Below are 20467 nucleotides of genomic sequence, written 5' to 3' on the forward strand. Positions count from 1 at the left end.
GCGATGCACTGGCTGATCCACGCCTGCCTGCGCCTGCGCCACGTCGTCGTCCTCGCCGCGGCCCTGCTGATCGTGCTCGGGATCCGCCTCGCCGGCGACACCCCGGTCGACGTGTTCCCCGAGTTCGCACCGCCGATGGTCGAGATCCAGACCGAGGCGCCGGGACTGTCGAGTCCCGAGGTCGAGCAGCTGGTGTCCGTCCCGCTCGAGACGGTGCTGAGCGGCACCCCGTGGCTGCGGACCATGCGCTCCAAGTCGGTGCTCGGTCTGTCCTCTGTGCTGCTGATCTTCGAGCGCAATACTGACCTGATGGCCGCGCGCCAGCTGGTGCAGGAGCGGCTGGCCCGCGCCGCGCCGCAGCTGCCGGTGGTCGCCCGCCCGCCGGTGTTGATGCCGCCGCTGTCCTCGACCAGCCGGCTGCTCAAGATCGGCGTGTCCTCGCCGACGCGGTCGCAGATGGAGCTGACCGACATCGTCCGCTGGACCCTGCGCCCGCGGCTGATGGCCGTGCCCGGCGTCGCCAACGTGGCCGTGTGGGGCCAGCGCGACCGCCAGCTGCAGGTCCAGGTCGACCCCGAACGCCTTCGGCTGCACGGCGTCCGCCTCGACGAGGTCGTGCGCGCCGCCGGCGAGGCCACCCAGCTCAGCGCCGGCGGATTCGTCGACACGCCCAATCAGCGCTTGCCCGTCGCCCACGCCCCCGGGGCCGCCGACGCCAGGGCGCTCGGCGAGGTCGTCGTTGCCGTCCGCGGCGGGACCGTCCTGCGCCTGGCCGACGTCGCCGACGTCGTCGAGGACCACCCGCCGCCGATCGGCGACGCCGTCGTCGACGGCGGCCCCGGCCTGCTGCTCATCGTCGAGAAGCAGCCGTGGGGCAACACCCTCGCGGTCACCCGCGAGGTCGAGGCGGCCCTCGCCGCCATCGCCCCGGCCCTGCCCGCCGTCGTCCTCGACCCGACCATCTTCCGCCCCGCCACCTTCATCGAGCTGGCGATCGACAACCTCGGCCACGCCCTCGTGCTCGGCTGCGGCCTGGTCGTGCTGATCCTCGGCTGCTTCCTCTTCAATCTACGCACCGCCGCGATCAGCATCCTCGCCATCCCGACCTCGCTGCTGGCCGCCGTCGCCGTCCTCCACGCCTGGGGCGCGATGATCGACACCATGATCCTGGCCGGCCTCGTGATCGCCCTCGGCGAGGTCGTCGACGACGCCATCATCGACGTCGAGAACATCCTCCGCCGCCTGGCCGAGAACCGCCGGCGAGCCACGCCGCTCTCGAGCTTCCAGGTGGTCCTCGCGGCCTCGCTCGAGGTCCGCAGCGCGGTCGTCTACGCGACCGCGATCGTGATCCTCGTGTTCCTTCCGATCGTCTTCCTCGACGGCGTCGCCGGGGCGTTCTTCCGTCCGCTCGCCCTCGCGTACGTGCTGGCCGTGTTCGCGTCGATGCTCGTGGCAGTCACGTTGACCCCGGCGCTGTGCCTGTTGCTGCTCCCGCGCAGCCACGGCCGCGAGAGCCCGATCGCCCGCGGCCTGCGGCACGCCTACCAGCCATTGCTCACCCCGCTGCTGGGCCGTCCGCGCCTCGCCGTGGCCGTCGCCGTGACCCTGTTCGCCGGCACCGCAGCGTCCGTGCCGTTGCTCGGCGAAGGCTTCTTGCCCGAGTTCAAGGAGCACGATTTCCTGATGCACTGGGTCGCCAAGCCCGGAACCTCACTGGAGGCGGTGGCGCGCACTGCGGTGCGCGCGAGCGACGAGCTGCGGGCGATCCCCGGCGTGCGCAACTTCGGCGCCCACATCGGCCGCGCCGAAGCGGCCGACGAGGTCGTCGGCCCCAACTTCGCCGAGCTGTGGATCAGCCTCGATCCCGCCGCCGACTACGGCTCCGCGCTCTCGCGGATCAAGGCTGTCATCGACGGCTACCCCGGCATCTACCGCGACGTCCAGACCTACCTGCGCGAGAAGATGAAGGAGGTCCTGAGCGGCTCGGGCGGCGCCATCGTCGTGCGCCTGTTTGGCCCCGAGCTGGGCGAGCTGCGCAGCCAGGCCGCCGAGGTCGCGCGCGCCCTCGCCGACGTCGACGGGATCACCAACCTCAAGGTCGAGCCCCAGGTCGAGGTCCCGCAGATCGAGGTCCGATTCAAGCCGGAGGCCGCGCGCCCGTTCGGCCTCAACCCCGGGGAGGTCCGCCGCACAGCGACCACCCTGATCCGCGGCACCAAGGTCGGCGAGGTCTATCGTGGCGGGCAGACCATCGACGTCGTCGTCGTCGGCGCGGCCCGCCTGCGCGACGACCTCGCCGCCGTGCAGTCGCTGCGGATCGCCGCGCCCCTGGGTGGCGAGGTCGCGCTCGCCGAAGTCGCCGACGTGTCGATCGTCCCGACCCCCAATGTCGTGCTGCGCGAGAGCGGCGCGCGCAAGCTCGACATCACCTGCGACGTCACCGGCCGTGACCTCGGCCAGGTCGCTCGCGAGGTCGAGTCGAGGGTGCTCGCCCTCGCGCGCCCCGCCGGTTACCACCCCGAGTTCATCGGCGAGTACGCCGCCCGCCAGGCTGCCCGCGACCGCCTGCTCGCGCTGTCGCTGCTCGCCGTGCTCGGCATCGGCGTGGTCCTGTTCGTCGACTTCCGCGCCCTGCGACCGACCCTGCTGGTGTTCACCACCCTGCCGTTCGCGCTCGTCGGCGGCGTCGCCGGCGTGTGGTGGATTGGCGGCGTGCTGTCGCTCGGCTCTCTGGTCGGCCTCGTCACTGTCCTAGGGATCGCCGCACGCAACGGCATCATGCTCATCAGTCACTTCCGTCACCTCGAGCTCGAGGAAGGCGAGCCGTTCGGCCCGACGCTGGTCCTGCGCGGCGCCGCCGAGCGCGTCACGCCGATCGTGATGACCGCGCTCGCCACCGGCCTGGCCCTCGTCCCGCTGGCCCTCGGCGGCGACCGCCCGGGTCAGGAGATCGAGCACCCGATGGCAGTGGTGATTCTCGGCGGTCTGGTGACCTCGACGGCCCTCAACCTGTTCGTCGTGCCGGTCCTGTATCTGCGCTTCGGCGCGACTCGACGGCTTCGGTGATCGCGGCCCCATCCGGCCATCCGCGTGACCCGGTCCGGGGGAGGCGGACGACGAACGCCGCCCCGCCGCGAGCGGCGCGCTCGACATGGATCTCGCCACCATGGCCCTCGATGACCCGCCGGACGATCGCCAGCCCCAGCCCGAGCCCTGCGCGGGCGTCGACACGGTCGGCGACGGGCGACGCTCCGCGCACGAACGGCTGGAAGATTCGCTCGCGCTCGTGGGCCGGCACCCCGGGCCCCTCATCGCTGACGACGATGTCGATCGCGGCGGTCGTGACCCGGCTTTCGAGGCAGACCGTGCTGCCGCGCGGAGTATGTGCAATCGCGTTGGCGACGATGTTCCCCAGGGCGCCTTCCATCAATCCGCGCTCGACCGTCAATTCGTCGAGCCCCACACGACAGACCTGGATCGCCACTCCCGCAGCCCTCGCCGCAGGCAGCCAGCGCTCGGCGACCGCATGAGCGAGGCTGGCAACGCTCGCAGGCTCGCGGCGGATGATGATGCCGGCGCGCGCCAGTATCAGCAACGATTCGACCAGCCTGGACATATGGCGGACCTCTCGCAGCGCGCGATTCGCCGCCACTTCCCACTCCTCGCGCGTGCGAGGCCTGCGCAGGGCGACCTCGAGCGTGCTCGACAGCACGGCGAGTGGCGAACGCAGCTCGTGCGAAGCGTCGGCCGCGAATTGGCGCTGCAGGGCGGTGCCCCGCTCGAGCCGGGTGAACAGGCCGTTGAGCGCCTCGCTAAGGGCGTCGAGCTCGTCTCCGGTCGACGACACGGGCAGTCGCTCGCCGAGGTGCTCCGCCGACATACGGGCCGCCGCGCGGACGACCGTGTCCACGCGCTTAACGGCCCGGCGCGCGTGCCAGTGGGCGCCGAAGACGGCGAGCAGGAGCCCGAGCGGGGCCGCCGCGGCCAGCGCCAGCCCGACCTGCTCGAACGCCTCGGCCAGCGAGTCCTCCTCGACGAATCCCCCCGCCTGCCCCTCCTCCTCTTCGTCGAGATAGACGATGAGGCCGGCCGTCCCCGCGAAGACCACCAGACTGAGCGCGGTCGAGGCGCCGATCCACATGGCTAGCGCCGCGCCGAACGACCGCGTGCCGCGCTGCCTCAATTGGCACCTACCTTGCAGCGCAACCCGGCGCCGCGCACCGTCTCGATTCGGACCGCCTTGCCGACGAGCTTGCGCCGCAGGTGCGTGAGGTGGACATCGATCGTATTCGTGCCCGGGTCGACGGCGCAGCCGAACACGTCGCGGAGGATGTCGCTGCGCGGTACGACCTCGCCGCGGCGGCGCAGCAGATACGACAGGAGGGCGTACTCTCGCGGCGAGAGCGCGACGTCCTGGCCCGCGCAGCGGACCACGTGGCCGTCGTCGAGGACCACCTCCTCGTCGCTCTGCGGCCACCAGCGCGGCTGACTCGCCCGCCGGCTCAGGGCGCGGATCCTGGCGACCAACTCGCCGAACGCAAACGGCTTGACGAGGTAATCATCAGCGCCCAGCTCGAATGCCCGCACCCGCGCCTCGAGGGCGTCACGCGCGGTCAAGACCAGCACCGGCACGGGTCGATGCAGTCGTCGCAATTCCTGCAAAACATCGAGTCCGTCGCCGTCGGGCAAGCCGAGGTCGAGGACGATGACGTCCAGATCGGCGCCGCGGGCGCGACATAACGCGACGGCCGCCTCCGCCACGTGGACCACGTCCATCCCTTCCTCTTGGAGACCCTGCTGAATGACCTCGAACAATGTTGCATTGTCCTCGACGAGCAGAATTCTCATGGGCACTCCTTGCAATCTCTGCACAGCGCGCAGCGCTCGCGCCGCCCCGCATGGGCTGCCGGGCGGAGCGGACGGGCGCAGGATGCGTCACGCGCTCGCTTATGCCAGTTTTCCCGGCCCGGGACCATCGGCCCGAACATTAAGATCTCCTGAATCGTTAAATCTTCGTGTAGCAAGCGAATCGTCGATTGAACCGAGGGTGAATGCGATAAAGTGAGAGTAGGAGTGAATCACATGACGAAGATTTGGAACTACCATTCCCTGTCCCTCCTTGTCGTCGCCGTCGGCCTCTCGGCCTGCGATCCCGCCGAAGCCACGAATGCGGCGTCCGTCCGCACCGATTCTTGTGCCACGAATGACGAGGCCGGGCCGGACGGCGAGACGGCCGACGACCTTTGCAGCCTCTCGCAAGCGGCCGGCCCCGCCGCCCAGGACGACGAGGCCGAAGGCCAGGAGGAGGAGGACGAGGGCGGCGAGAACGAGAGCGAAGAGGACGAGGACGGCGAGGACGAAGACGAGGGCGAAGAGGGGGAGGAGGACGAGGGCGAAGAGGAGGACGAGGGCGAAGAGGAGGACGAGGGCGAAGAGGAGGACGAGGGCGAAGAGGAGGACGAGGGCGAAGAGGAGGACGAGGGCGAAGAGGAGGACGAGGGCGAAGAGGAGGACGAGGGCGAAGAGGAGGACGAGGACGAGGACGAGCCCCGACCGGCCTGAGCAGTTTCGCTGTCCGCATGTACCCGCGCTGCACCGTCGCGCGTGGACCAACAGTAGACGGCCGTCCGGCGAAAGCCGGCTGGCCGTCTATTTCGGGCTCTCCTAATACACTCATGGGTGGTGCATCGGCCCTCAACTGACCCAGGGCGCCATGAAAAGTCTGTGAAGCGGGATACATCTCAGCGAAGTTCTTGCGCACGTCCCCGCGGTGCCCGAATCTGTGGTGTTACGCGGCGATTGGATGTAGTACGAGCGCATGCGCGTATCCGCTCTTCTTCGCAGGACGTCGCGGACGGCCTCCGCACGGTGCCGGGCTCGCCGGTGTAGAAGCCGGCGACGACGCCGGCGGGCAGTGTTGACGCCGGTCACGATCCGCGTGAATTCGCCGACGAAATTCGCCGGGGAGATGCGCGAGCGCGTAGGCGGCCTCCAGCGTGCCGAAGTGCTCGGAGGGTCAAGGGTGCGCTCCCTTCGGTCGCCGGCCTACGGCCGCCCTTGACCCCTCCTGCGCGCTTCGGCAAGTGGCCCCCATGGCCTATCCTCGCATCCAGGTGTCCGTACACTGAACACCTGTAACCATGATGCGTCACTCAACGGTAGCAATCGGGTCTTCTTGCCTCGAATTCGGCCTTCGACGGCCGTTTCGGTCAGTCGACGCCTCCTTCGTCGGCGAATTCACGCTGATTCTGGCCGGCGCTAACAGGCAGGGCGGCTTCGGCGATGTTGCGGACGGGGCGACCAGGAAGTAGTCGATCCGCGCCGCCACAGCACTGAGTCGCCGGGAACTCCGCCAGCGAGACAGAGCGCGAGGTCTCGGACAGCTCCGTCGAACCCGCACACTGCGGCCAACGCGTTTCGGGTCACAGCGCGATCTGTGCCCCGAGCTCGACCACCCGGTTCGGCGGGATGCAGAACATGTCCGTGGCGGGAGGGACGTTGCGTGACAGCACCTCGAACAGGACCTTGCGCCACCTCGCCATGGGCCCTGAACCGGTCGGCAGGACGCGCTCGCGCCCGACGAAGTAGCTGACGTCGTCGGGGTCGAGGGCGACCCGCCCGGCGGCATGGAGTTCGGCCAGGACCGCCGGTACGTCGGGGGTCTGCTTGTAGCCGAAACGCAGCGTCACGTGCCAGAATCCGAACCCGAGCGACGTAATGGTGGCAGCGTCGACCGCTTCGACCCGCGGGACATGCTCGAGTTCGACCGCGAGCGCGATCACCGTCTTCGGGAGAACCTTGCTGTGCTTGAAATGGTGGAGCAGCGAGAGCGGCGTCGTGTGCGGCTCGGGTGTCATGAACACACCTGTGCCAGGCACGCGCGTGACGGTGTGATCGGCGGCCGACGCGGCGATCGCCTCGAGGTTGGTGAGGCTGCGACGCAGCGCGATCATCAGCAGGTCGCGGCCCTGCTTCCAGGTGATCATCACGACGAACAGGACGGCGCCGACCGCCAGCGGGATCCAGCCGCCATCGTCCAGCTTGGTCAGCGAGGCGATGAAGAAGTGGAGCTCGACCACGAAGAACGCCCCGATCACGAGTCCAGCCGTGGCCCGGGGCCAGTTGCGGATCCTGGTGGCGACCACATAGAAGGCCATCGATGTGCTGAGCATGGTGCCGGTCACTGCGACGCCATAGGCCGAGGCCAGCCGGCTCGACTCGCGCATGCCGATGACGAGCACAATGCAGGCGATCGCTAGCGTCCAGTTCACCCCCGACATATAGATCTGCCCCTCTCGTGACTCCGATGTGTGGACCACTCGAGTGCGCGGAAAGAAGCCCAGCTGCATGGCTTGGCGCGTCATCGAGAAGCAGCCCGTGATCATCGCCTGCGACGCGATCACGGTCGCCGCCATTGCCAGGAGCACCAGGGCGATGGTCGCAGGACCTGCCGGCACCATGTCCCAGAAAGTGTGCGTGACGCCGCCGGGGCGCGAGAGCACGACCGCGGCTTGCCCGAAGTAGTTCAGAAGCAAGGCGGGCATCACCAAACCATACCAGGCTCGCTGAATCGGCGGGCGACCGAAGTGGCCCAGGTCCGCGTAGAGCGCCTCGGCGCCGGTGAAGCACAGGACCACGGCGCCGAGCACCGGCAGCACGTGGGTGCCACCGTGTATCAGAAACGCGATCGCGTGGTGCGGCGACACGGCGCGCAACACCGCCGGATGTGCCGCGAGGTGGACGAGTCCGAGCGCGGCGATCACTGTGAACCACACCAGCATGACAGGGCCGAACGCCCGGCCGATGCGGGCGGTGCCATGGCGCTGGAACGCGAACAGCAGCAGCAGGACGGCACAGGTCGCCGGGACGATCGCCTGGTGTGCATAGCGCTGATAGTCGGGATCGGCGGACACCATCCGCAGGCCCTCGATCGCGCTCAACACCGAAATGGCAGGAGTGATGATGCCGTCGCCGTACAACAGGCCGGTGCCGAAGATCACCAGGAGCGTGCTGGCGCTCAACCGAACCCGCCGGCCGGGCGCGCCTCCGGTCAAGAGCGCCAGCAGGGCGAGGATGCCGCCCTCGCCGCGGTTGTCGGCCCGGCTGACCACCCCTACGTACTTGATCGCTACGATGATCGTCAGCGACCAGACGAACAGGGACAATACGCCGAGCACTGCCTCGTGCCTCCCGCCGTCGGCGTGCCGGATCGACTCCTGGAAGGCGTAGATCGGGCTGGTGCCGATGTCGCCGTAGACCACCCCGAGCGCTGCGAGCAGCAGCCCCCGAGCAGGTGCGCCCTCGGTCGCGCCGTGATCGAAGAGTTCGCCCTCGCTGATGCCGGGGTCAACAGAAGTCGTGGCGGCGCTCACCTCTGACGGGTGCTAACCGCCCCGGCGCGCGCTGACAAGGGATCGCGCGCGGGGGCACTTCGCGGACACGAGCGGGGCGCCGACGCGCCCGGCGCCTCGCTCGGCGAGCGTACCGCCGCGCGTCCTTCCGGCTCGCACGCGGCGGAGCTCGAGCCACGACGAATCGACGAACCGGACGGACGCGGCCTGGCCTCCTGCGGTCCGTAGCGGTCGCGCCCGCCGCTGGCCGACGGAGCAGGGCCTCGACAGCATGGGCAGTATCGCCCCCCACTTCGGGGCCACGGAGGCGGTCGTCGGCGGCTGGTTCACCGTGGCCGCCTGAATCAATGAGGTCACATGCCTAAGGGCGGTGCGAGCGCAGGAGTCCATCGTATGACAAGACATTCCAGGCATTCGTCAACCGCATCCGTGCAGGCGATCCTCAACGAGCTCGAGAACCTGCTCGCCCAACTGGAGACCCGCGTCGTCGCCCCCCTGATCCAGCGCCACCGGAGCGCCGCACCGACGATCGGCGGGGCAAGCTCGCGGAGCTCGCGGCGCGGGTCGCCGAAGTCGGTGGCGATGCCCAAGCGGAGGAGTTCCTCCTCGTCGGCGACGATGCGCGCAGGGTGTTGTGCGAGCACGGACCGGGGCGCCCGGCCGCGGGGCACCGCGAGCAGGCCACGGCCGACGCGGCGCTGCAGACCTTCGACGGCGTCACGCAAGGCTCCTCGCCGGCGTGGCAGCGTCACATCGTCGGGTCGTTCGGGTCGACGAGGCGGAGGTCGAGCTCCAATGTCCCGCCCAAAATTTCGGCGTATCGCCGGCACAGCTCGACGGCCTCTTCCATCCCCGAGAGCTCCAGCACCGCGAAGCCACCGATCAGCTCCTTCGACTCTGCGAATGGCCCGTCAAGCGTCCGCAAGTGGTTGTCGGTGAACACCATGCGCCTGGCCTCGGCGCTCGGGTGTAGCCGGAGAGATCGGACGAGCACGCCGGCCTTGATCATCTCGGTCTTGAGGCGGGTGAGGCCGGCCTTCTGCTTCGAGCTGCGCCCGCCGGCCTCGGTCGCCTGGTCGGCCTTCTCGATCAGCAGCATCTGCAACGGCGGGTCCTCCGGCGCAGGCATCAGGCCGATGTCCCACGGCTCGTTGAGCTTCCCGAGCTCCAGTTCGCCGTCGCCGAGGATCTTGCCGTAGCGCTCGGCCCAGCCGATGGCCTCCTCGCGCGTGCGCACCTTGAGCAGGAGCATCGCCGCCGGGAGCTCGTTCTCACCGCGGTAGGGCCCGTGCTTCACCGTGCAACGCCCGTCGCAGAAAACGAGTCGGGTGCGCGTCTTGCTGGCACCCAGGCCGGCGCCGTCAACGAGGCGCCCCGCCTTTGCGTGCTCACCGACGAACTCGCCCATCCTGGTGACGAGATCCATCGGCGGCGGGTGGCCCGCCTCGGTCTGCGGATCGTTCTTGTGCATGATCATGAAGCGCATGGTGAACTCCTACGTGGGCTGCAAGCGGTGTTCGTGGTCCGTCCGGGCCGGCACCTGCCTGCCCTTCACCCACACGACGAACGACGCTCGCGCCGAACGACACGACCCGTCGATCTTTTTGCAACCACGCGGAACTGCTTCAAAAATAGAATCTGGACGGCGGCGGTCCGATGCCGCGTGGCGGGTAGTCGTCGCCGGTTTGCCGCGTCGCATGCCGTGAATTTCTCGGAAAATCCAGGCGAATGCCGGATGTGAACGACCTCGCTCTTTGTTGCCCGCAGCGCCCTCAGCGGTCGCTAGTACAGCCGGCCCGAAGTTCTCCAGGGGTTCATGCGAGCTGTTCCGTCCTGGATCCACCCGGATCCATCGCCAGGACGATTCAGGCGACGGAATAGGCCCCGGCGAACATCCCGTCGAGGTGGCGCGGCGCCTGCGAGCCGAACCCGGACCACTTCGCCCGCGCTGCGCGGCGAACAGCTCGCCGCACTGCGGCGAGAAGAATTGGTCGACGCGGGTCCAGTTCTGGATCGCGTCGCAGGTGATCAGGATCCCGCCGTCGCGGGCGAGCAGGACCGCGGCCTCGGGGAAGCGGGCCGAGCGGAACTCGAAGACGCCGTCCGCGAGCGGGAACGGGCCGCCGGGCGCGAGGGTCCGTGCCGTCGCGGCCGTAGGCGTGCGTCGCCGCCGGCAGCGCTCACAGCCGTAGCGGTCGCAGTAGAACGGGTCGTCGCGGCCGTGGAAGGCGGACAGGAGAATGACAGACTGCCGTTCATAGTGAACGTCACGTCCTCACACGGCGCCGGAGCTCGACGCCGATGCTGCCGTCGATCGTGATGTCGCCGCCCGTCGCCGCGTGCGTTCCTTGAGGGCGCGTTGCGGTAGGTCCGCTCGCGGGAGGCTCGCTCGACCAGGACGGCGCGGGCGTCGACGTTCAGGACCGAGGGGGTCGTGCCAGTGGCAGTCGCCGTGGCCGTCGATGGCGTCGCAAAGCCTCGGCTTTGAACCGCGTCGTGACGAGTTCGGCCTCGAGGCGCTACCAGGCATCTCGGAGGCTCGAGGATGGACGACGACGAGAAACTGGACGATCGCTACGCCGCGGAGAGGGGTCCGCGCGATCAGAAGCAGTCGAGGTCCTCGGGGGGGCATTCCAGGGTGTTGTTCTGGAAGATCGCGTCGACGGGTACGGCGCAGTACTCGTCCTCGAGGCAGAGATCGAGGGAGGGCGCTTCATCACACTTGGCCGGAATCACTGCGCAGAACGGGTTGGGATAGACGAAGTCCGTGTGGGACGCGTTGCAATAGGGCCCGGGGATCACGCAGATCTGGCCCTTGTCGCAGAAGAAGTCGTCGCAGGGCGTGGGGGGAGGCTCGGGCTCGCCCTCGGAGCCGCTGGCCGTGGCCATCGTGGTCGTGTCCGGTTCGCCGGTGGTGTCGACGACGGTATCGGCGGCGCCGGTCGTGTCCGTGGCCGCGGAAGTGGTCGCGGTGGTCTCGCCCGTGGTCGCCAGGCCGGACGTCTCGGCCGTGGTCTCCGCGGTCGTGCTCGGGTCGGTCCCCGAGGTCCCTGGCTTGCCGCCTTCGGAGGGACAGGCGCTGGTGAGCGAGGCCAGGGTCACGAGAGCGAGCATCCGTGAAATCCAACGAGGACCAGTCTTCATGCCACGCGGCCAAAGCAGGTGTCGTGCCAGGCAAGGATGCCCCGATCTCGGCGCCTTCGCTGCCTGCGTGGGGTTCTCCGCGACATCGGTGTCACACCGGACTCCCCTGTGCGTCGCGGCGATCCAGGCGACGACGTGCAGGCTACCGAAGTTCTCCCGCGCGGGGGTGCGCGACCGCGGTCGCCGCGGCACCCGCTGTCACGCAGTCTTCTTGCCAGTCTTCCCGGCGGCGAGCTTCTCGGCGGTCGCCTTCGCGGCGGCGGCGGGTTTCTTGGCTGTCTTCTCGGCGGTCGCCTTCGCGGCGGCGGGTTTCTTGGCTGTTTTCTCGCCGGTCGCCTTCGCGGTGGTGGCGTTCGTTATAGCCGAATCCTTGGTGGTGTTGGCGGGGGGCTTCTCGGAGGACGACGTGGTATTCGGCGTCGTTCGGCTGCCGTCGCGGTGCAGCAGCAGCACCACGCTGGCGCCCAGCCACTTGTAGAGGCCGGCCGCCTCCTCCGGCAGCAGTCCGACGTCGACCAGGCGGGCCTCGATCTTGGCCGTGGACGTGTTCAACGGGACGCTCGCGCCGCGCAGGCGGTCGTAGTAGCCCCGGCCAGTTCCGGTCCCGGCTTGCCAGTACCACACGAAGGCGTAACGGGCCCCCATGGTGAGATAGGCCTTGAGCGAGTCCATGGGCTTCAGCGTGCAGTCGTTGGCGTCCTCGAAGGCCGTCCGGGCCTGCTTCGGTGACTCGTCGGCACGGTGGATCCACCAGCCGATGCCCTCGGGGGTCATGGAGTCGAGAACAGCGCGCGCGGCGAAGTTGCCGCGCACGCCGCTCGGCCGCGGGTGCCATGCGAAATTCCGGATCGACGGGATCGCCAGGTGGCCGCCGTTTTCTCCCTTGCTCTGGTCGGGGTTGTGCTTGTCCTGCTCGAACATCCACGTGAACTCGACGCCCCCGAGAGTCTCCGCGAAGACGTCGAGCTCCGGAGGCAGCGGGAGACCGGCCCGCTCCTCGGCGGTGAGCGGGGCAGCGAACGCGGCGTCGATGATCGATACGTCGGGTCGGGCCGAGAAAGCGCGGATGTAGGCTCGGAGGAGCTGTGCGAGGGGGAGCTGCATGTTCGAGGCGTAGCAGGAACGTGGGCAGGCATACAGGGCCCGGGCCGTGGCGATCCCCGTCGAGACGCTGCCGGGCCAGGTCGCCCAGGTCGACTTCGGCGACGTGGGCAAGCTCTACGACCCCAGGGCCGGCGTGCTGCGTCGGGCTTACGTGTTCGTGATGGTGCTCGGCTACTCGCGCCACATGTTCGCGCGGATCGTGTTCGACCAGAGCACCGAGACCTGGATCCGGCTGCACATCGACGCCTTCGAATCCTTCGGCGGCGTGCCGGCGGTCATCGTCCCGGACAACCTCAAGGCGGCGGTGATCCGCGCCGCATTTGCCATCGACGACAAGTCCGTGCTCAACCGCAGCTACCGCGAGCTGGCGCGGCACTACGGCTGCAAGATCGACCCGGCGCCGCCGTACACGCCCGAACACAAGGGCAAGGTCGAGTCGGCGGTGAAGTACGTCAAGCACAACTTCATGCGGCCGCGCGACGAGCTCGACGTCAGCGTGCTACGCCCACAGCTCGACGCGTGGGTCGAGGAAGTCGCCGGTCAGCGTGTACACGGCACGACCCGCAAGGCACCCCGGCACCGCTTCGAGACGGTCGAGCGGGCGGCCCTGCTGCCGCTGCCACAATCACCGCATGAGATGGCCATCTGGCACGCCGCGAAGGTCCACACCGACAGCCACGTCGTCTTCGATAAAGCGATGTACTCGGTGCCCTGGCGCTTCGTCGGCAAGCAAGTCACGGTTCGCGCCTGCCGGGACTCGATCGCGCTGTTCTTCGAGGACATTCGAATCGCCACGCACGAGCGCGCAGCCGCGGGCAAGCGACGGACCCACGAGGCCCACCTGCCGGAGGGCCGCCGCGAGCTGCGTCATCGTAGCCAGAGCAACTGGGAGGAGCGCGCCGACGCGCTCGGCGACGAGGTGGGTGCATACATCCGCGAGGTCTTCGCCAGCGACGACGTGCTCCTGCAGCTGCGCACGGTGCAAGCGATCGTCACGTACCTCGAGGGCCATCCTGCCCACCGCGCCCGGGCGGCCTGCGCCCGCGCCCGCTACTTCGCCAGCTACAGCTACGGCGCCATCAAGAACATCCTGCGCAAGGGCCTCGATCTGCAGTCCTTGCCCGGCGTGGTCCTGCCCGAACGCGGGAGGCTGGAGCGTCCACGATTGGCCCGCGACATCAAGGAGCTGCTCGCGGCTCCCCTGGAAGACACCGATGCACCCCACTGAAGATCTGATCCCCATTCTCAAGAAGCTGCGCCTGTCGGGCGTCCTCGAATCCCTCGATCTGCGCCGACGCCAGGCCGTCGATGACAGCCTCTCCTTCGACGAATTCCTGTACCGACTCCTGTACGACGAGGTCGAGCGTCGTGACGGCAAGCAGATGGCCTCACGGCTGCGCCGGGCCAACTTCGAGGGCAGCAAGACCTTCGACAGCTTCGACTTCAACTTCAACCCGAAGATCCCCAAGCACAAGCTCATCGACCTCGCGACCTGCAACTTCGTCAACCGGCACGAGAACGTGCTGCTGATCGGCAAGACCGGCGTTGGCAAGAGCCACGTCGCGCAGGCCCTCGGCCACCGCGCGTGCATGGGTGGCCACCACGTGCTCTACACCTCGGCCCACGACATGCTGACCCAGCTGCGCGCCTCAAGGGCGGACGAGTCCTTCGACCGCCGCATGCTCCGCTTCGTCGGCCCCGATCTGCTGATCATTGACGACCTCGGGCTCCGCCCGCTGCGCCACGACGAGCCGATCGACCTCTACGAGATCATCCGCCAGCGCTACGAGCACGGCTCGACGATCATTACGTCGAATCGGGCCATCGACGAGTGGCCGCCGCTCTTCGGCGACCCGCTCATGGCCAGCGCCGCCATGGACCGCCTGCTCCACCACTGCCAGGTCCTCGAGCTCGACGGCAACTCGTTCCGCAACCCGCCACGCCGGTCTCGCCAGGCGGCACCACCGGCCGACAACGCGGCCTAATTTCCCGGATGCGCACCGTCGATCAGTTCTGCCGACCTCGAGCGATTCGCTCGGCGGCCCCGATCACGTGACCGGGCCCGAGATGGCGATCAGTTCTGCCGGCCTCGAGACGATCAGTGCCCCCGACCCTTGACATGCAGGAGAGGGCGATGACTGCACGCGGCGGAGGGCGACAGGCGGGTTCGCGGAACGCGATTGAAACGCCTATCCGCTCGGCCCACTCGAGATGACGCCTTCACCCTGACGTTGTTCCACTCACTCGATGACGCGATCCGCCTCCGCTCGTGCGAGCGCGCGCTTGCGGAGCCCCGCGTCGCTTTCGACGCGTGCGAGCAACGCATCCACCACGCGCAGAGGTGCCGCCGCCGTCGCCCACAGTGCGAGGCAACCCGCTTCCGGATCGAAGCGAAATTCGGCCTCCAGCTCAGGCGCCTCCAGCGCCATCACACCGCGCGCGATGCCTGCCCACGACTCCCCTCCCCCTTGATAGCCCTTCTTCTGGAGCATCGGCGTGAGGGCGCTGCCGACGTAATCGTAGCGATACTGGTTCGGGCCGACCTCTACCAGCTGACCTGCGGCGAGCTTCTTTGCCTTGGGCGCCTTGGCTTTTTTCGAGGGCTTCGAAGGCTTCGCGGGCGATGGCGCGTGTCCGAAGAGCGCTCCGTTTTCGGGGGCATCTGCGAACGCGTCGAGCATTTCGTTCAGCAGGTTCGCTTGCTCGTCTGAAACCTTCCCGCAGGTCTGGAGCGCCTCGAAGGCGTCTTCGATCGTACAATACTCCTCCATGGTCGCGACACGCCCGCGCGCGAAGGTCTCGGCGACGATGTCGCGTCGTCGCTGGAGATCGATGTTGGCCTCGCCGACCTTCCGCCAGAACGCCTCGACCTCGGGTCCCGCGCCTTCGTTCCATTCCACCAGAAAATCCGTTTCGAGCGAACGGACCGCAGCCGCGGTCGGGTGCTCGCCAGCGAGGGCCCGAAGCTCGGCGTAGAACGCCAGCGCCAGCTCGTCGGCGCTCTCGCGACGAATGGCCTCGGCGATGTCGAGCAGCGCGAACAGTCGGTCCTTGTGCGGGTTCGCCCCTGTCTTGGCCATCGGGCGCGACTTTACCAGGTGCCTCGACTACGTGCTCGCTCGCATCATCGCGACAATCGGCCCCGACGAACTGAGTCGAGAGGTCGGCTGGAAGCCGGGTGGCGGCAGATTCGCTCGAGCTGCTTGCGGTCGCGGCCGTCGGCGGTGGTCGCGGCGTGGAGATTCATGCCGAAGGCGGAGAGGGTCATCGGCGGCGGCGCGGACTGTGAGCCGGGCGCGGGGTGCGGGCCGGCGAGCGAGCGCTGCACGCAGGCAGCCAGCGCGGGGTCGAGGTCGAGGTCGAGGTCGAGGTCGTCGTCGGCGGTGCGGACCAGGTCTCGAGCTCGACGGCAACTCCTTCCGCAACCCGCCACGCCGGTCTCGCCAGGCGACCCCGGCACCACCGACCGATAACCCGGCCTAATTTCCCGGATGCGCTTCGTCGATCAGTTCTGCCGACCTCGAGCGATTCGCTCGGCGGCCCCGATCACGAGGGCATGACCGGGCCCGAGAGGGCGAGCAGTTCTGCCGACCTCGAGACGATCAGTGACCCCGACCCTTGACAGCCGGCTGGGCTGAACTCGTCGCCGAAGTCGGGAGCGTTTTCCATAACCCTGCGGGTGACGATCTCATCCGGATTTAAGCGGGTCGAGCCCGCCCTGCGCTGTCCCCGGTGCGGTGCGCTGCTGCGCCCGCACGGGCTGCTCTTCGACGAGTACGGGCTTCCAGGCCGAGCAGACGCGGACTCAAGCGGCATAAGCAAGGTGTCCAATTTTTCAGGGGCAATCCCACAGACGGCGACCCACATGCAGTCCCGACCGATACGCCCGCGTCCGTTGTTGTTCCAACGCGCGGCAGTAACGCGCTAGCGGTTCTGCTGTGCCTGCGCCTCTGCCTCGAATTTCTCGCGCAGCGCATCGTTACCCCAGCCCTCGCCCTTGAGCTTCACGATCTCGACCACCCTGTCCGCTGCCGAGGCCGCCCACAAGATTCGCACCCCACCACTTCCGCCCTTCTTCGTCGTCTTGACCCCGACGAATAGCCCGAGCTTTCGCCATTCCCGAATGGTGGGTACGGTGAGGTCGGCCATTTTCGCCAATTCCTCGGTTGTGAGGGGGAAGGACACCGCGCGGACGGTACCGGACGCGTCGACGCTGCCGCAAGGGTTCCGGCCTACACTGGAAAATCGCGCCGGCGGTCGCCGTGAAGAGTGGAAGGGCTCGGGTTCGGGACTCGCGGGTAGTGCAGCTCGATGGTTGCGCCGGCGCGCGTATCCGCGAACCTGCGACATTGTCTCCGCCGGCGCGATCGCGCGCATGCCGCAGGATGCGCAAACAATCGTTGACCCGAGGATAGACAGATGATAGGCCGAGGATAGCCGCTCCTGGCTCTGCCAGGGCGCGCGTCCGCTCTTCGGCCCGTCGGCCGGCTGGACGGAAGCGCGCTTCCGCTGCAACATCGGACGTTGATGGACACCCCGACCCCAGAAACCTCGGGCTCCGCCGCACAACAAGAGGCCCCTGCCGAGCAGCCGCCCGCCGAGCACCCGCTCGTGGTGCGGTTCGCTACCTGGATGGCTGGCTCACGCGAGGCCGGCCTGGCGATGCTCCAGCGGGACGCCCCGGACGTGCTGCCGGGCCACCCGCCCGCCGCGTACAAGCGCCCGGGCCTGCGGCAGCACGAATACAAGCGACCGGGCATGGTTCGCCAGCAGGGAGAGTCCATCCGCGAGCCCGCTGCCGACTTGTTCGGGCGGCTCCGACAGGTCACCCGCTTGTTCTCCGCTCGCCATAAGATTCATGGGTTCGACCTCGACGAGAGCCTCGGACGATTCGACGGGACGACGAAACTCGGGATGAAGCACCCGTTGATTCGCGGCGAGGTGCGGCGGCTGTACGTGCTGCAGCAAGAGCTACAGCGCAAATGCCTGACAACCGTCCTGATGAACCTGTCTCCCGCCCCGCGCGCCGCCTTTATCTTGCGCGTCATCCTCGGGTTCTCGCGCGACGAGGTGCACGAGATCTTCGGCTCCCCGACCGGTGCGAGCTCTGCCTATTCCCGCGCGCTGCAAGACCTGGGCGAATATCTCGACCATGTCTGCGAGCACGTAGAGCCCAAGAACCCCTGTCGCTGCGAGAATCGCCTCGCAAGCGCCGTGGAGCACGGCTTCGTCACCTGGCCGGAGCGCGACGATCTCGCCGGTGACACGCCCGTGCGATCGCAGAGGCGCCAGGAGTACGAGAAGCTCTTCGCCGCGCTTCCGGCTCCCCAATGAGAAGGAGAGCGTCCCTTGACCATCGCCGCGGATAGCCCGTTCCCGCCGCTCGACCCGGCCGATACCACCCGGCGGGCTCCGCAGGAGTCGACCTTCGGCCTGCTCGATCCGCCGATCGACGTGAGTCCGGCGTTCGAAGTGGGGAGCGTCGACGACGACGATGAGCCGTCCGCGGTGGAAGTGACGGGCCTGACGCTCGGCCCCTTCGCCGAGCGTTACACGCTGCTGCAGACGCTCGGGGTCGGCGGGATGGGCGTCGTTCAGCTCGCGTACGATCGCGTGGCCTGTCGCAACGTAGCGATCAAGCGGATCAAGCCAAGCTACGCGGACACGAGCTTCACGGAGCGCTTTCGGCGGGAATACCGAGCGCTCGCGGCGATCGAGCACCCAGGCGTCCCGGCGATCTACGACATCGGGGAGACCGCCGAGGGCGAGCCGTACTTCGCCATGCAGATCATCACGGGTGAGACAATTCGCGGACGTTTGCGCCGTGAGACCAAGATACCGCCGGCGCGAGCGCTCGCGCTGGCGATCGATCTCGGCCGCGTGCTGGCGGCGGTTCACGCCGCCGGGGTGATCCACCGTGACGTCAAGCCGGACAATGTGATCCTCGAAGGCGAACGCGTGCGTCTGATCGACTTCGGGGCGGCACTTCTGACGGCGGACTATTATGATCAGCCGCACCTGCGCGATCCGACCGAGGCGGGCAAGCGCTGGCGAACGTCGGAGACCGAGTGGATCGGGAATCCGGCGTACATGTGCCCGCAGTGGGTCAACGAGGGCAAGGTCTCGCCAGGAACGGACGTGTTCTCGGTCTGCGTGGTCTTGTACGAGATGATCACCGGGCGACGCTTGTATGCGCGGGAGGTGTACCGTCACCGCGAGATCCGTGCAGAGGAGTTTGCGCCCGAGCTCGGGCCGCTGGTCATCGAGCTTCGGCGCGGCGTCTCGCGTGTCGCCGAGCGCCACCGCAGCATGGCCGAGCTGGTCCGGGCGCTCGAGATCGTGCGGTCGCGCCTCGCAGCGCCGGCGAAGCGATCGTCGCTGCCGTTCCTCGCGGCATCGGTTGCGTCGTTCGCCCTTGGCGTTGGCGCGACCGTGGCTCTTCTGCGCGCGGCGACGCCGGGCGAGCCGGTGGCCGCGAGCGCGAGCGTCGAACCGTCCGTCGTCGAGTCTTCGCGGGCCGTCGAACCGACGAACGCGAGCGCGGCCGTCGAGCTGCTCACCGTCGAGCCCTCGCGGATCGACGAGCCGCCCGTCGTCCAGCCGCCCGTCGTCGCGCCCCCCGTCGTCGAGCCGTCGCGGATCGTCGAGCCTGCGGGCGCGGGCGCGGTCGTAGAGTCGCCCGAATCGCCGCGGGTCGTCGAGGCCGCGGCCGCGAGCGCGGTCGTAGAGTCGCCCGAGCCACCGCGGCCCGAGCCATGGAGGACCCGCATGCGCCGTGCCGAAGCTCGCGCGCGGGCCTGCCTGAAGCGCGCGAAGATCGATGCAGAACCGCTTTTGACGACGATCGCCGCGGGCGAGCCGGCCAACGTTCGCGGCGCCGCCTCGGACTCGCCGGAAACGCGGTGCATCCGCGAGGCCCTGGATCGCTTCGATCTCCACGTCGCGAAGGGGCAGCGACAGCACACCTTTTTCGATCGGTAGATGGCCCATGTTTCTCCACCTCGTCCTGGTGTCGACCATGCTCGCGCCGCCGCCCTCCGAGGCTGAGGCGGTCGCGGCCTTCAACGATGGTAATCTCGAGCTCGCGCTGAAGCTGCACCGCGAGCGGGCCGCCGCGCCGGGCGTCCACGCTCCCGCGGCGCTCTATGGGGTCCATGACAGCCTACGCGCCCTCTACCGCACGACCGAGAACGTCGCCCACCTGTGCGAGGCCCTCGCCGTGGCGAGCGGCCTGCTCGCGCGAGGGGGCTTCGCCAGCGAGAAGGAACGGGCCGCGTGGGTCGAGCTGGAAGCGGCGGACGCGGCGCTCGTGCGCAAGGCCGGCGTGCAGTGCCCCACGCCGCCGAGCGAGGCGAGCGAGCCGACGCCGACACGCGAGCCGCGAGCCGAGGGACCGCCGCCGGTACCTGGCGCGAAGGACAGCCCGACATCACCTGGCACGAAGGACAGCCCGCCGGCACCTGGCGCGAAGGACAGCCCGCCGGCACCTGGCGCGAAGGACAGCCCGCCGTGGCGCCCTCGCGGTCGCGTGATCGCGGCGTCCGTCCTTGGTGCTGTCGGTGTCGGGCTGCTCGGAGGCATGGCGGGCGCGCTCGTGCGGCGCGAGCAGGCGGAATCCGAGCTCGCCGCGATCGCCAGCGCGGGGCAAGGTCGGGAGTACACGGTCGCGGAGCGGGCCGCGGCGCACGACGCCGACGATCGCTATATCCGGCTCCATGCGACATGGCCGGCCCTGCTGATTGTGGGATGTGTAAGCTTAATTACAAGTGCCGCAGTCCTGCTCGCGCCGACCCGCGCAGGCTCACGCGCGAGAGCGCGCGCCAGCGGTGCCGGGTTCGTATACTCGTTCTGAGCCCCCTGGCGCTCGG

Annotated in this window: 15 protein-coding genes; 7 read left to right on the top strand and 8 right to left on the bottom strand. The window is 68.7% G+C overall.

The window, feature by feature from the left end:
• Positions 1 to 3: 3 nt before the first annotated feature.
• Positions 4 to 3066 (top strand): efflux RND transporter permease subunit, encoded by a 3063-nt coding sequence (locus tag POL25_RS04890; RefSeq protein ID WP_272084662.1) that lies wholly within the window; start codon positions 4 to 6, stop codon positions 3064 to 3066.
• Here POL25_RS04890 and POL25_RS04895 read toward each other — a convergent pair.
• Together POL25_RS04895 and POL25_RS04900 are read right to left on the bottom strand one after the other, a co-directional pair.
• On the bottom strand, positions 3005 to 4141 hold the full coding sequence (locus POL25_RS04895) for a HAMP domain-containing sensor histidine kinase (RefSeq protein ID WP_272084663.1): 1137 nt from the start codon (positions 4139 to 4141) through the stop codon (positions 3005 to 3007). The two genes, POL25_RS04890 and POL25_RS04895, sit on opposite strands and share 62 nt — an antisense overlap.
• Positions 4142 to 4179: 38 nt before the next feature.
• A complete protein-coding gene (locus tag POL25_RS04900; protein ID WP_272084664.1) occupies positions 4180 to 4848 on the bottom strand; it encodes a response regulator transcription factor in 669 nt (222 codons plus the stop codon).
• 234 nt (positions 4849 to 5082) lie between these two features.
• On the opposite strand from POL25_RS04900, the gene POL25_RS04905 reads away from it, so the two are divergent.
• Entirely contained in the window at positions 5083 to 5562 is a 480-nt protein-coding gene (locus POL25_RS04905) for a hypothetical protein (protein WP_272084665.1), read from the top strand.
• An 860-nt stretch (positions 5563 to 6422) separates the two neighbouring features.
• Here POL25_RS04905 and POL25_RS04910 read toward each other — a convergent pair.
• The 4 genes from POL25_RS04910 to POL25_RS04925 all read right to left on the bottom strand — a co-directional run bounded on the left by POL25_RS04910 (position 6423) and on the right by POL25_RS04925 (position 12599).
• The gene (locus POL25_RS04910) at positions 6423 to 8372 is read right to left on the bottom strand and encodes a potassium transporter Kup (RefSeq protein ID WP_272084666.1); all 1950 of its coding nucleotides are present in this window, start codon (positions 8370 to 8372) and stop codon (positions 6423 to 6425) included.
• A gap of 727 nt (positions 8373 to 9099) precedes the next feature.
• On the bottom strand, positions 9100 to 9837 hold the full coding sequence (locus tag POL25_RS04915) for a YciI family protein (protein ID WP_272084667.1): 738 nt from the start codon (positions 9835 to 9837) through the stop codon (positions 9100 to 9102).
• A 1115-nt stretch (positions 9838 to 10952) separates the two neighbouring features.
• On the bottom strand, positions 10953 to 11453 hold the full coding sequence (locus POL25_RS04920) for a hypothetical protein (protein WP_272084668.1): 501 nt from the start codon (positions 11451 to 11453) through the stop codon (positions 10953 to 10955).
• Between the two features lie 240 nt (positions 11454 to 11693).
• The gene (locus POL25_RS04925; RefSeq protein WP_272084669.1) at positions 11694 to 12599 is read right to left on the bottom strand and encodes a hypothetical protein; all 906 of its coding nucleotides are present in this window, start codon (positions 12597 to 12599) and stop codon (positions 11694 to 11696) included.
• Positions 12600 to 12645: 46 nt separating this feature from the next.
• On the opposite strand from POL25_RS04925, the gene istA reads away from it, so the two are divergent.
• Together istA and istB are read left to right on the top strand one after the other, a co-directional pair.
• The gene (gene istA, locus POL25_RS04930; protein WP_272084670.1) at positions 12646 to 13827 is read left to right on the top strand and encodes an IS21 family transposase; all 1182 of its coding nucleotides are present in this window, start codon (positions 12646 to 12648) and stop codon (positions 13825 to 13827) included.
• Positions 13814 to 14584 (top strand): IS21-like element helper ATPase IstB, encoded by a 771-nt coding sequence (gene istB, locus POL25_RS04935; RefSeq protein ID WP_272084671.1) that lies wholly within the window; start codon positions 13814 to 13816, stop codon positions 14582 to 14584. Before istA ends, istB begins: the two co-directional genes overlap by 14 nt.
• Before the next feature lie 255 nt (positions 14585 to 14839).
• Here the strand turns inward: istB and POL25_RS04940 are convergent, their stop codons facing one another.
• Complete coding sequence (locus POL25_RS04940; RefSeq protein ID WP_272084672.1) at positions 14840 to 15679, bottom strand: Imm51 family immunity protein; 840 nt, start codon at positions 15677 to 15679, stop codon at positions 14840 to 14842.
• Positions 15680 to 16523: 844 nt separating this feature from the next.
• Complete coding sequence (locus tag POL25_RS04945; protein ID WP_272084673.1) at positions 16524 to 16784, bottom strand: MerR family transcriptional regulator; 261 nt, start codon at positions 16782 to 16784, stop codon at positions 16524 to 16526.
• 342 nt (positions 16785 to 17126) lie between these two features.
• Here POL25_RS04945 and POL25_RS04950 point away from each other — a divergent pair, with 342 nt between their 5' ends.
• From POL25_RS04950 to POL25_RS04960, 3 genes are read left to right on the top strand one after another with little or no spacing between them, the layout of a single operon-like run.
• Complete coding sequence (locus POL25_RS04950; protein ID WP_272084674.1) at positions 17127 to 17933, top strand: hypothetical protein; 807 nt, start codon at positions 17127 to 17129, stop codon at positions 17931 to 17933.
• Positions 17934 to 17948: 15 nt separating this feature from the next.
• On the top strand, positions 17949 to 19580 hold the full coding sequence (locus tag POL25_RS04955; RefSeq protein WP_272084675.1) for a serine/threonine protein kinase: 1632 nt from the start codon (positions 17949 to 17951) through the stop codon (positions 19578 to 19580).
• Between the two features lie 7 nt (positions 19581 to 19587).
• A complete protein-coding gene (locus tag POL25_RS04960) occupies positions 19588 to 20451 on the top strand; it encodes a hypothetical protein (protein WP_272084676.1) in 864 nt (287 codons plus the stop codon).
• The last annotated feature ends 16 nt before the right edge of the window (positions 20452 to 20467 follow it).

It is taken from the genome of Nannocystis bainbridge (assembly GCF_028368995.1).
GTDB lineage: Bacteria > Myxococcota_A > Polyangia > Nannocystales > Nannocystaceae > Nannocystis > Nannocystis bainbridge.